The following is a 12,422-nucleotide window of genomic DNA, read 5'->3' on the forward strand; positions in this document are numbered from 1 at the left end:
TTCCTCCTTTCATAAATCAGATATTTTTTAATAGAGGGACCAAGCCAAGATTAAATAATTAGACTATCGGTTATGTGCACACCCCCTTTTTATAAAGTAATAACCACCATTTGGGTGTATGTTGATATGCCAATTAATCTAAGGATTTGCTTCTTTGCTCGTAGAGACGGGCGCAGGGGCAAATGTAAAAGGCATTGTAACCACATATCAGCTTCAATGTCAATATTATTGAGCCGTAAAATTACTAATTAGTTGGGTTACAATTTTTGTAAGGGTGGGTAAATCTGTATTTGTATCGATTATTTCATGCGCATACTTTCTGCGTTCTCTATCTTTTATCTGCTCCTTGATGCGCACAAGCGCTTCCTGCCTGGGGATTCCGCGCTTTTCCAGCCTGGCAAGCCTGGTTTCCAGAGATGCTTCGGTTACCCATATTGTGTCGACAAGGTCTTGCCAGCCGGCTTCTATGAGCAACGGCGCTTCGATAACCAGTAGTCTATGCTTTGCTTTTGATAAAGATTTGATTAATTCCTCTATTTGTCTGCGGATCAATGGGTGTAACAGCCGGTTTAGAAACCTGGTTTCATAGCGGGAAATGAAAACTCTCTTTGCCAGTTCTTCGCGGTTGATAATGCCATCTGTCTGGATGATTCCGGCCCCAAAACGTTTCACCAGGTGGTTTTTCACAGCCTGGTTTTCCTCCAATATTCGATGGCCAACCTTGTCTGCATCGATAACCTGCGCACCCAGCTCGGCAAGCATAGCTGCGACCGTGCTTTTCCCGCTGCCTATACCCCCCGTTAATCCGATAATTTTCATCTTGTTCATACTGTGGCAAGTCTATCCATTTACGCGATTCCAGTCAAGGGGAATTTTGGAAAATACCTTGACAATAATCTGCTAGAATGCTAAATTGAATTAGCAATCTAAGCATGAGATTGCTAATTTGTTTGAGGGCACTAATTTGTTACGTCCAAGAACCGCCAGGGTACTTAATTCGATAGTTAGCCAGTATATAGAAACTGCCATGCCGGTTTCCTCGTCTGCGGTACTTGCTGGCATTGATCTTGGCGTGTGTTCGGCTACTATTCGTAATGAAATGGCTTCCCTTGAGGAAGCGGGCTACATAACTCGCCACCATCATGCTGCAGGCAGCGTCCCTATGGATAAAGGCTATCGATATTATGTCGGTTCATTGGCACATATCGGTCTTCCAGTAGTAGAGCAATTGCTGATCAATCATCTCTTTCACCAGGTTGAAGACGAGATTGAGGAATGGATGGAGCTGGCTTGCACATTGCTGGCACAGCAGGTGCGCAGTATTGCCATGGTGACCCGTCCTACGGCGCCGGCAACCCGCTTCAAACACATGGAGCTGATTGCTCTTCAGTCGAACCTCGCCTTGCTGGTGCTGGTGCTTGAAGGGGCACGTGTCAAGCAGCAATTGCTTAATCTGGATCAGGCAATTAACCAAGAAGAACTGTCTGTGATTGCCAATAAACTGAGCAGTGCTTATAAGGGTAAAATAACTCACCAGATATCTGCAAGTAGTGGAGATCTCAACCCTATAGAAATGGCGGTGACTGAAATTATAATACGGCTTATGCAAGCCGAAGGTCGGGCAGGACAGAAAGAATCATTTGTAGATGGACTGCCGTATCTTCTCGGCCAACCAGAATTCAACCGGGGGGAGAATTTGAGTAGTGTGCTGAACCTGGTGGAGCAAAAACGGCTTATTGAACTGATGAATGCAGTTAGCAGTCCTGGTCATCAGGTGGATGTTCTTATTGGGCAGGAGAATATAGTAGAAGATGCCCATGACTTCAGCCTGGTAATGAGTAGGTACGGTGTGCCCGATGAGTTTACCGGAACCATCGGAGTAGTAGGCCCCAAACGTATGCAATATCCCAAGGTAATTGCACTTGTTGGCTACCTTTCTCTTGTCATGAGCAAGCTGGTAGCCGAGCTTTATGGCAGGGATCTCTCCGGACTAAATGAAGCAGACCATCAGAATTAGAACAGAAAGCGCCTATGAAGGAGATTATAATTTGAAACAGGAAAAAGATCACCGGGAGCTTGAGAACGATAAAACTCGTGATACCCCGATACCGGCTGGTGAGCCAGGGGCAGAAGCAGTGAAGCCCATTTCGGCCGAAGAAATGCTAAGAACAGCCGAGGAGAAGGCAAATGAATACCTCACCCGGCTACAAAGAGCGCAGGCAGATTTTATTAATTTTAAACGTCGCGTAGAACAAGAGCGTTCTGATTATGTGCGCCAGGCAGGTGCAGATATTATTCTGGGAATTCTTCCGGTTCTGGATGATATTGACCGTGCCCTTGAAGCAGTTCCCGGGGATATTATTAATCATCCCTGGGTCGAAGGAGTCAGGCATATAAGCCGTAAGCTGCATTCCGAGCTTGAAGCCCGGGGTTTGCAGAAAATGGAAGCCAGGGGAAAAGTGTTTGACCCTAATGTTCATGAGTCGGTGGCACTCGCTCAAGGGAAAGAAGATATCGTGATCGAGGAAATTAAACCTGGCTATATGCTTTATGACCGGGTGCTGCGACCTTGCAGTGTTATAGTTGGCAACGGTGAATCAGTGCCGTGTTCTGAAGCAGAGAACAAAAATAAAAGAACACAAAATTAAAAATACAGATTTTATTTGAGGAGGCAAATGCATACATGGCAAAAGCAATTGGTATAGATCTGGGAACGACTTTCTCCTGCATGGCAGTGATGGAAGGCGGGGAGCCAACCGTAATTCCCAATGCAGAAGGTAACAGGACTACTCCTTCTGTGGTGGCAGTTTCCAAAAATGGAGAAAGATTGGTTGGCCAGGTTGCCAAACGTCAGGCGACTACTAATCCGGATAATACAATATATTCCATCAAACGTTTTATGGGGCGTAAATGGAATGATCCCGCCGGCAGGGAGTTGCCAGTTGGGGAAGACGCCAAGCGCAAAACCTATAAAATATCCCAGGCTGCTAATGGCGATGTTAGGGTAGCTATGGGAGGTAAGGACTACTCACCACCCGAGATTTCGGCTATGATCCTGCAAAAACTCAAGACAGATGCGGAAGCGTACCTGGGGGAAAAAGTTACTGAAGCGGTAATAACTGTTCCGGCATATTTTAATGATTCGCAACGCCAGGCAACCAAGGACGCAGGTGAAATTGCCGGCTTGAAAGTACTGAGGATAATCAACGAGCCAACAGCTGCATCGTTATCTTATGGTTTGGACAAGAAAGGCGATGAGACAATAGCTGTTTATGACCTGGGTGGCGGTACATTTGATATTTCTATTCTGGAAATCGGAGACGGTACTTTCCAGGTAAAGTCAACCGCTGGCGATACCCACTTGGGTGGTGATGACTTCGATCAAAGAATTGTTGATTGGTTGATCGAAGAGTTCAAGAAAGACCAGGGGATCGATTTGAGCAAGGACAAAATGGCTCTTCAGCGCCTGCGTGAGGCCGCCGAGAAAGCAAAATGCGAGCTTTCTACTGTTCAGCAGACTGATATCAATTTGCCGTTCATTACTGCCGATGCTTCTGGCCCCAAGCACCTTAATTTTAATTTGACACGGGCAAAGTTGGAACAAATGGTAGCTGACCTGGTTGATAAAACCATGGAACCCTGCAAACAGGCACTCAAAGACGCTGGCAAAACCAGCGCCCAGGTTGATGAGGTAATCCTGGTTGGCGGTCAAACTCGTATGCCCCTCGTTCAACAAAAAGTAACTGAGTTCTTTGGCAAAGAGCCCCACAAAGGGGTTAATCCGGATGAAGTCGTTGCTATAGGAGCTGCGATACAGGCGGGTGTGTTAAAGGGTGATGTGAAAGATGTTCTACTGCTAGATGTAACGCCGCTTACCCTGGGCATTGAGACTTTGGGGGGAGTCATGACTCCGCTTATTACCCGTAATACGACCATTCCGACTTCAAAGAGCCAGGTATTCTCTACTGCCTCGGATAACCAGCCCAGCGTGGAGATACATGTATTACAGGGTGAGAGGTCAATGGCAAACGATAACCGTACACTCGGTCGTTTTATGCTGGATGGAATTCTGCCAGCCCCCAGGGGTGTTCCCCAGATCGAGGTTACGTTTGATATCGATGCGAATGGTATTTTAAATGTAGGTGCTGTAGATAAAGGAACCGGAAAACAGCAGAAGATCACCATTACTTCCTCCTCAGGTTTATCCAAAGATGAAGTTGAAAAAATGAAGAAAGAAGCCGAGCTTCATGCCAGTGAAGATGGTAAACGGAAGGAAGAAATAGAGATCCGTAATATTGCTGACAACTTGGCGTATACTGCTGAAAAAACATTAAAAGAGCAAAAGGAAAAAATTCCCGGAGAGCTTGCCCAGGAGCTTGAAACCAAGATCGGGGCAGTTAAAACTGCTTTGCAGGGACAAGATGTAGAAGCGATAAAGAGTGCCCAGCAGGAGCTTTCCGATGTGATGCAAAAGGTAGGTTCAGCCGTGTACCAGCAACAGCCTGCAGGCTCAGCTGAGGCCGGTCAGGGTGCAGAAGAACCGGCACCTGAGAGTGGGGACGGTAAATCTGATGAAGGCACCGTTGAGGGGGAATACCGGGAAGTATAGAGCTTGAGGGGTACAACCCCTTTAGTCTAAAATATATCTACAGGGTTTATCTTTAGCCCCTCTGGCAAGTTGATGCGAGAGGGGCTATTAATGGCTAAGAGAATTATGGCAGTTAAAAGAGATTATTACGAAGTTCTGGGAGTACCGAAAAACGCTACCCCTGAAGAAATTAAAAAAGCCTTCAGGCGTCTGGCCAAGGAGCACCACCCTGATCGAAACCACGAGGAAGGCTCGGCAGACCGTTTTAAAGAGGTTAACGAAGCCTATGAAGTGCTTTCTGACGAAGACAAGCGCAACGCTTACGATCGTTTTGGTCATGCCGGAAGCGGTGCCCAAGACTTTAATGGATTTGGCGGTTTTGGTTTTAATGGTTTTGGGGATATTTTTGATGCTTTTTTCGGGGCTTCCACAGAGGCTGAGACGGCTCCCCGGCCAGGTTCAGATATCCATGCTCGGGTAACCCTTGCATTTGAAGAAGCTGCCCTGGGTTGCGAAAAAGAAATCACTATCGATCGTGTTGTGAGCTGTTCACATTGTCATGGATCACGCAGTGAGCCGGGTACAAAAACGTCACGCTGTCCGGATTGTGATGGTCGTGGGCGTGTACAGCGTGTACAGCAAAGTCTGTTTGGCAGGTTTACCAATATTGTTACCTGCCCCCGGTGTGGAGGCGAAGGGCGTATCATTGATCAGCCTTGTAGTGAATGCCGCGGATCGGGGAAAGAACGCCGGAAGAATACGTTAAAAGTGACCTTTCCGGCAGGTATTGATAATGGTAATGCTATTCGGCTTACAGGAGAAGGAAATGTGGGTGACAGGGGAGGTCACTACGGTAATGTATATATCACTGCCGAAGTTCTTCCCCATAAATATTTCCGGCGCGAGGGCTTCAATGTTCACTATGATCTGGAAATAAACTTTGCCCAGGCAGCCTTGGGTTGCGAGGTCGAAGTTCCAACTCTTTATGGTAATGAGAAAGTAAAAGTCCCGTCAGGTACGCAATCGGGTACGGTTTTTAAACTAAAAAATAAAGGCATCCGCCGCTTGCAGAGGAGCGGACAGGGTGATCAGCTGGTAAATCTGCGGATTCTTACACCCGATAAGCTTAACAAGGAACAGAAAAAGCTTTTCGAACAACTCTTGGAAAGCTTTAATGGTGGAAAACCAGTTAAAAGAAAGGCGAAAAGCTAACCTTTGTGGGTGCGTTTCAGGAAAGAAAACAGATTCCAGCGCTTGCCAGCTAATTCGTGTCTTCCCTCTACACCCAGAATGCCATCTAGTATACGTTCAGCATTAGTCCCACGATACAGGATATCGTAAAGACCTTCCGTTATTGGCATTTCCAGCCTCAATTTCTGGGCGATGTCCCATACCGCGGCAGTAGTGGTGACTCCTTCAGAGACCTCTGAACCTAGTGCCTGTTTGATTTCATCCATAGTTTTCCCGTGGCTGAGCTCGTAACCTACGAAATGATTGCGGCTCAAGGGGCTGGCGCAAGTTGCGATCAAGTCTCCCAATCCGGATAAACCGGATAACGTGAATGGGCTTGCCCCCATCGCCAGGCTGAGGGCGCTCATCTCGGTTAGTCCACGGGTAATAAATGCAGCTTTGGCATTATCTCCATAATTAAATCCGTCTATCATGCCAGCCCCAATAGCAATAATGTTTTTAAGTGCTCCGCCAAGTTCTACACCAACAACATCATGCTGGATAAACACGCTAAAATTTGGAGTTGCGAGCAATTTTTGCGCCTTGCGAGCTACATCGTCTTTTTGAGCTGCTACAACCGATGAGGCTGGCAATCCCTTTAGTATCTCCCTGTAAAGATTGGGCCCTGACAATACGCATATCCTGTCTGCCAGTGAACGGTCTATTTCTTCGGCAACAACCTCACTCATGCGCTTATTTGAGCCCAATTCAAAGCCTTTAGCGGCGCTTATTACCAACATTGGTGGCTTGATGTGCTTTTTTATCGTCCTGATATTGGTTCGCATTGTTTGGGAAGGAACTGCCAGGATGACTGCTTCGGCTTTATCCAGGGCTTGCTCAGTGTTTGCAGTTACAGTAAGGTTTCGTGGAAACTTAATACCTTGAATTTTGTCAGAATTAAAGCCTTCCCGTGATACTCTCTCGGCTTCTTCTGATGTACGTGCCCAAAGGCAGACGCTCAAACCCTTGTTTGCCAGTATATAACTCAGGGTCATGCCCCAGGTAGTGGTTCCGATAATAGCGATCTTTTGCATATTATTTATAGTTGTTTTACAGGCATTATTTCGACTTATTCTAGTCTAATTTTTCTCTTTTGTTAAAACGCCTTTCCTTGCCTGCCAACAGGCGTTTGATATTATCATGATGAGCAAGGATTATAAACACGGTCCCCACCAGGGCAAAAAAGAGGTATTCCAGGGGATAACCACAAAGCAGGGTGAGTGGAACCAGCATCGCATATGCACCGACGATCCCTGTGATGGAACCCAGAGAAGCATAACCGGATATCAGGGCTGTTACAATCAGAAGTGCTCCACCGAAAAGGCCGGCTGGAGGGCACATTGCTATCAGTGCCCCAAAAAAAGTAGCTACTCCACGTCCACCCCTGAAACCGGCAAACACTGGCCATACATGGCCTACAACAGCTGCCATACCTGCCAGCGTCTGGGCAAAGATAGCACCAAGCCCGGAGTTACCAATTGAAATCACACCACTGCCAAGTAATGCTCCGGCAATCAATACACTTACCGCACCTTTGGAAATATCCAGAAGGGCTACCACCAGAAATGCTTTACGTCCGAGTGTTCTGAGGACGTTGGTGCCACCGGTGCGCCCACTTCCAAATTGGCGAATGTCTACTTTGGCTATCAGCCAGCCTGTGATGAGTCCCCAGGGAATGGATCCTATAACGTATCCCAGCAAGGTTGCCAGGATTAATTTAAACACTGTCAATCAGGCTTCTCCCCGGTTTTTAAAAACCATTTTGATGGGAGTTCCTTCAAAGCCGTAGTTTTCCCGCAACCGGTTTTCCAGGTACCGCTGATAGGAAAAATGTACCAGGGATGCATCGTTAACAAAAAATACAAAAGTCGGCGGTTCTACCTCGGCTTGGGTGGCATAAAAAACCTTTAATACCTTTGAACCTTTGCGGGGTGGAGCTTGTCCGGCAACAACCCTCCCAATAAAGCCATTCAGTTCACCGGTACCAATACGTTTTTTCCTTTCCTCTCTAATTTTTCTTGCCTCAGGAACTAATTTGTTAACCCCCTTGCCGGTTTTGGCTGAGGTATACATTATTTTGGCATACGGCATGAATTTAAAACGTTCTCCAACAAGTTGGTTATATTCGGCTTGTTCTGTGTGGCTTATCAAATCCCATTTGTTTACCACCAAAATAACACCTTTACCGGCTTCTTGTATGAAATTGGCAATATGAGTGTCTTGGGCAGTTGCTGGTTCGGTAGCATCCAGTAACAGCAAGGCTACATCTGCGCGATCGATTGCTCTCAAGCTGCGTACTACGCTATATTTATCGACTCCTTTGCCGACTCTCCCCCGCCTTTTAACACCTGCGGTATCTATTAGCACTACTGGGTCGTTGTCAAAGTTCAGAACCGTATCTATGGCATCCCGAGTGGTACCGGGTATATTGCTTACGATTACCCTGTCTTCTCCCAGCAGTTTATTCAGCAGCATTGATTTTCCTACGTTCGGTCTTCCTACGAGGGCAATTTTCAGCATATCTTCCTGGGTAGCATCCACAGGGAGGCTTTTGGGAATCATTGACACTATTCTGTCAAGCAGGTCGTCAATCCCCAAGCCATGATAAGCGCTGATTACCGAAGGATCTCCCATTCCGAGGGAATAGAAGTCAACTGCCATTGTTTCTCTCTTCGGGTTATCCGCTTTATTGGCTACCAACAAGAGCTTTTTCCCTGTTTTCCTGAGCCAGTCTGCCATTTCCATGTCGGATGGGATTACGCCATCCGCAGCGCTGACAAGAAAAAGTATAAGATCGGCTTCACTCACCGTTTCTTTTACTTGTTGGTTTACTCCCTCATCTATCATGGATGAAGGGTCTGCAATCAGGCCTCCGGTGTCGATCAGGGTGAATTCCGTTCCCTGCCAGGTGATGGTTGATATTAAACGATCACGTGTGGTTCCAGGAGTATCGGACACGATTGCCATGCGTTTTCCGTACAAACGGTTCAATAGTGTGGACTTTCCCACGTTATAGCGCCCGATAATAGCTACTACCGGTCTTGAGATACCAATAGCAGGTTGATTATATAAATTATCTTCTGACAATAGTTAAACCTCTTTGCTGTAATTGTGTGTTTATCATCCCCGGGTTTACCGCCTCTTCCCGTCTACTTTATCCTGCTGATCTCGGGCGCCAACTTGATAGAAGGAGGTTCTATTTCGATGCGGGCAACTCGTCTTAATGCAGCAATAAGGTCGCGAAACTGGTGTACAAATGTATTATACTCTACACCGAACTTTTGGTATTGTTCGAGCGATTCAATAGGTACATCCATTCGGTTGGCTATTTCGGCAAATTGCTCAATATATTCCTGGTACATATTAACCATTATCCAAAGTTCTTTAGCAGAAACCCTCAAATATGCGCTGTAGCGACGTGTCCGGTGGTCAGTTTCCTGGCGGGTATTGAAGCTGTCGCACCAGGTGTTGAAAACACGTTGTGCATTATCGCAGGAACGCGCCCATTCCCACAATTTGGTATTATCGGTACGGTAAAGGCTATTGATGATGGCAAATATTGATAGAGAAGATTCTCCCATAAAGCGCCGGTAAAAATAACCGGAAAGCTCCTTAAGACTCTCGGCGGATTCATCCAGCATTTTTTCTCTTGCTCCAACTGCCAGCAGGGCGATAAAAATGATTAGAACGCTGGCGATGCTGGCAATGAAGGCTTCAATAGGCCAATCGAGAAAATAGCCTGCCATTGCCAATGCGGCAATGAGTATAGCTGCCCATCCGCGGGTAATTACTGCTTTAATCGCGTTCATACCCTCTTCCTTTCCGGCTTTATCTGCCGATCGAAATCTCCAACCCTCCCAATAAATAGGCTATCACAGCGCCAGCAACGTGTGCCCGGTTCTCAGCCTGGTCAAATACCACCGAATGAGGCCCATCAAGGATGTCTCCGTTTATTTCTTCTCCGCGGTGGGCTGGCAGGCAATGCATCACGATAACTCTTTCCGGGGCATGGCATAAAAGCTCGGAATTAACCTGGTAACCATAAAAATCGTTCCTGCGTTTTTCTGCTTCTGTTTCTTGCCCCATACTGGTCCAGGTGTCTGTATAGATAACATCAGCTCCCTGCACTGCTTCAACTGGATTATCCAGGCACTCGATGTGGGCTCCAGATTGTATTGCATATGTGTAAGCCTGATCTGTGATATCAGGCTGGATTTCGTATCCTTTGGGAGCGGCAATAGAAAAATCAGCGCCCAGCATAGCTGATAACAGCATCAGGCTGTTGGCAACATTGTTGCCATCGCCAATATAGGCAATTTTAACGCCCTTGACAACACCTTTATGCTCCATTATCGTGAGCATATCAGCTAATGCCTGGCAGGGGTGTTCAAGATCAGAAAGAGCATTGATTACCGGAATTTCGGCAGTTTCAGCAAGCTCAATCAAACTGGAATGGCTGAATACCCTGGCTGCAATTATATCAACATAACGCTCGAGTACTCTGGCAACATCAGCAACCGGTTCTCGCTTGCCTAAACCCACCTCTGGTGGCGAGAGGTATATGGCTTTTCCGCCGAGGCGCATCATTGCAATTTCAAAGCTCACTCTCGTTCTTAGTGAAGGTTTTTCAAAAAGCAATGCCAATACTTTACCATGGGGTATCCCGTGAAATCTGCCAGTTTTAAATGCAAACGCATCATTTAGCAGGGTTCGGGCAGTTTCTGGAGTTAAATCAAGTACCGATAATAAATTCTTGCCGTTCAAGCGCGCCTCCGAACGAAATGTGGTTTACAGTATAACATAAACCATTTTTGCGTACAGCGAATTTGGCCACATTTAGGTACCCTCACAATTCAACTGAGTTCAAAAAACAACACATTGAAAATCTTACTCTGTTAATTCTTCAGTACTGCAGTTACATAGATAACTATTGAGCCTCCGCCCCAAGAATATATATCGTCTTGCTTATTGTAAATATCTATAATAAGCTCGTAGGTGAACGAGACAAGCCATTCTGTATCCGGATTTAACGTAACAGTTACGGAGCTGCTGTTTACTTGCTCTCCACCGTAGGACCAGTACATTTCCTTGAATACCGGTTCGTGATATTCGCTCCAGCTTTCGGGTTCTGCAAATCGGAGGTTGCTTACGATTGCCTCGGCATCAAGCATCACAGGTTTCCCATTGTCTTCAAAGTCGATATCCAGTTGTAATGTATCCCCGAATACTTCCTCTCTTGTTATCACAAAGGGTCTTGCGGAGTTTAGGGTGAAATCCACATCTACCAGGAATTTGTCGTTGTAAATCTTTGCCGTTCTAGTGTTGGTATAAGGTTCTATTTGAGCCTCCTTACCTATCGTTATCGTTACATACCCATTGGAAGGGGCTGAATTGGTTACAATAAAATAAAGGTAATTTCCATCCTCGAGCATTATTTCCAGCGGTTCGTGGGTGAGGGCATCGCTTGCGATAACGCTTTCTTTATCTGGTCCGCTCGTAATCACATACTGCACCCTAATTCCAGAGGTAGGCTCTATTGCGCTTATACTTACAGGGGAAATCTCGTGCTTCTTGCTGCTAATTTTCACTCCGAATAGACTTGATGCGTAGCTCTGGTCTGTATTTATTGTCTGGTTGATTGTTCCTCCAGCATCCAGGTCCAGGTTTTCTGTGATAGATGCAACATCCGAGAACAAGTCTGTTTGTAGAGCTTCTGTTTTTATAATGCTTGTGAACAGAACGTTGTAGACGAAGCTGTTATACAGTTCTGCCAGCGAGCCCCCTTTGGAGCTGATAAAGGTATTCAGGTTTGCCAGTGCGTTGCCGCTACCGTTCATCACACCTTCGAACAGGTCTTTGAAGCCATATCCGTTGTCTACCAGGAATTTGATGAAATGGGCAGTCTGGTACATATGAAAGGTTGAACTGCTGGATATGCCGGTTTTGAGATAGCTGTAAGGGAGCGAGTCTTTCAGGCCGTGAGAAGTGGCTATGTGTGCCGCAGCATAATCGGCGGTAGCCTCCATAAACCAGCGGTTGGCTGCCATGGTGGCGAAAGTAACGTACTGGTTTTGCACCGCATGGAACAATTCATGGGCAGAGACCATATGCAGTTCCTGCTCATCAATATAGGTTACAGGTATTTCAATGTTTTTGGAAAACCACCCCCATTCAGCTTCCTTGTCTGAATCCCACTGGTCAATATAAACCCGGGTGTGGTCCGGCATTTTGAGGTTTAAGGCACTGTAAGCCTTGCTGGCATCATACAAGCCAGTTCTGACGATGGCGGCGTATTCATAAATTGGATCGCCGGAAGCCACGCTGCCGATTACTGGTGCGTTAACATCTTTATTAAAATATATGGTGAACCCGGGCAGGGTTGATGTTACGTACTTGTCCTCTAATCCGAAGATGGACCAGAGGCTGAGGTGGCTGGTTTTCACCGCTACGCTGGATTTAGCTTCGTTGATAATGATGTCCACTTCCTGCCAGGCTTTGTATTCTTCGTCATAGAAAGCCACCGCCAGCTGATCTGCCGATTCCAGTTCGGCGCTGAGTGAAGACTGATCATAGCTAAACTCAAGAGTTATCTCCCCGCCCAGTT

General features: G+C 46.5%; 11 protein-coding genes. 4 read left to right on the top strand and 7 right to left on the bottom strand.

Annotation, left to right across the window (positions count from 1 at the left end; translation table 11 throughout):
* Window positions 1-225 precede the first annotated feature (225 nt).
* Window positions 226-828, bottom strand: a complete 603-nt coding sequence (coaE, locus tag PHX29_04545; protein MDD5605161.1) for a dephospho-CoA kinase — start codon at window positions 826-828, stop codon at window positions 226-228.
* Window positions 829-964: 136 nt separating this feature from the next.
* Here coaE and hrcA point away from each other — a divergent pair, with 136 nt between their 5' ends.
* The 4 genes from hrcA (at window position 965) to dnaJ (ending at window position 5,800) form a co-directional block, all read left to right on the top strand.
* A complete protein-coding gene (gene hrcA, locus PHX29_04550) occupies window positions 965-2,017 on the top strand; it encodes a heat-inducible transcriptional repressor HrcA (protein ID MDD5605162.1) in 1,053 nt (350 codons plus the stop codon).
* Window positions 2,018-2,048: 31 nt separating this feature from the next.
* Window positions 2,049-2,648: a nucleotide exchange factor GrpE gene (locus PHX29_04555; GenBank protein MDD5605163.1), complete on the top strand. Its 600-nt coding sequence runs from the start codon at window positions 2,049-2,051 to the stop codon at window positions 2,646-2,648.
* Window positions 2,649-2,683: 35 nt separating this feature from the next.
* On the top strand, window positions 2,684-4,609 hold the full coding sequence (gene dnaK, locus PHX29_04560; protein MDD5605164.1) for a molecular chaperone DnaK: 1,926 nt from the start codon (window positions 2,684-2,686) through the stop codon (window positions 4,607-4,609).
* A gap of 90 nt (window positions 4,610-4,699) precedes the next feature.
* Window positions 4,700-5,800, top strand: coding sequence for a molecular chaperone DnaJ (dnaJ, locus tag PHX29_04565; GenBank protein ID MDD5605165.1), 1,101 nt, complete (start codon window positions 4,700-4,702; stop codon window positions 5,798-5,800).
* On the opposite strand, the gene PHX29_04570 is transcribed toward dnaJ, so the two are convergent.
* The 6 genes from PHX29_04570 to PHX29_04595 all read right to left on the bottom strand — a co-directional run.
* Complete coding sequence (locus tag PHX29_04570; GenBank protein ID MDD5605166.1) at window positions 5,797-6,852, bottom strand: NAD(P)-dependent glycerol-3-phosphate dehydrogenase; 1,056 nt, start codon at window positions 6,850-6,852, stop codon at window positions 5,797-5,799. The genes dnaJ and PHX29_04570 overlap by 4 nt on opposite strands.
* Window positions 6,853-6,892: 40 nt before the next feature.
* A complete protein-coding gene (gene plsY, locus PHX29_04575) occupies window positions 6,893-7,543 on the bottom strand; it encodes a glycerol-3-phosphate 1-O-acyltransferase PlsY (GenBank protein ID MDD5605167.1) in 651 nt (216 codons plus the stop codon).
* Window positions 7,544-7,549: 6 nt separating this feature from the next.
* Window positions 7,550-8,905, bottom strand: coding sequence for a ribosome biogenesis GTPase Der (der, locus tag PHX29_04580; protein MDD5605168.1), 1,356 nt, complete (start codon window positions 8,903-8,905; stop codon window positions 7,550-7,552).
* Window positions 8,906-8,967: 62 nt separating this feature from the next.
* Window positions 8,968-9,627: a hypothetical protein gene (locus tag PHX29_04585; protein ID MDD5605169.1), complete on the bottom strand. Its 660-nt coding sequence runs from the start codon at window positions 9,625-9,627 to the stop codon at window positions 8,968-8,970.
* A 19-nt stretch (window positions 9,628-9,646) separates the two neighbouring features.
* Window positions 9,647-10,582: an ornithine carbamoyltransferase gene (gene argF, locus PHX29_04590; protein MDD5605170.1), complete on the bottom strand. Its 936-nt coding sequence runs from the start codon at window positions 10,580-10,582 to the stop codon at window positions 9,647-9,649.
* Window positions 10,583-10,713: 131 nt separating this feature from the next.
* The coding region (locus PHX29_04595; GenBank protein ID MDD5605171.1) for a hypothetical protein at window positions 10,714-12,422 on the bottom strand (1,709 nt) is incomplete at its 5' end.

Source organism: Dehalococcoidales bacterium (assembly GCA_028717385.1).
In the GTDB taxonomy this organism is placed as follows: Bacteria; Chloroflexota; Dehalococcoidia; order Dehalococcoidales; family CSSed11-197; genus CSSed11-197.

Bases quoted from the DNA above. Each gene is read 5' to 3' on its own strand.
- coaE (MDD5605161.1), bottom strand. From the start codon at position 828: ATGAACAAGATGAAAATTATCGGATTAACGGGGGGTATAGGCAGCGGG.
- dnaJ (MDD5605165.1), top strand. From the start codon at position 4,700: ATGGCTAAGAGAATTATGGCAGTTAAAAGAGATTATTACGAAGTTCTG.
- PHX29_04570 (MDD5605166.1), bottom strand. From the start codon at position 6,852: ATGCAAAAGATCGCTATTATCGGAACCACTACCTGGGGCATGACCCTG.
- dnaK (MDD5605164.1), top strand. From the start codon at position 2,684: ATGGCAAAAGCAATTGGTATAGATCTGGGAACGACTTTCTCCTGCATG.
- PHX29_04585 (MDD5605169.1), bottom strand. From the start codon at position 9,627: ATGAACGCGATTAAAGCAGTAATTACCCGCGGATGGGCAGCTATACTC.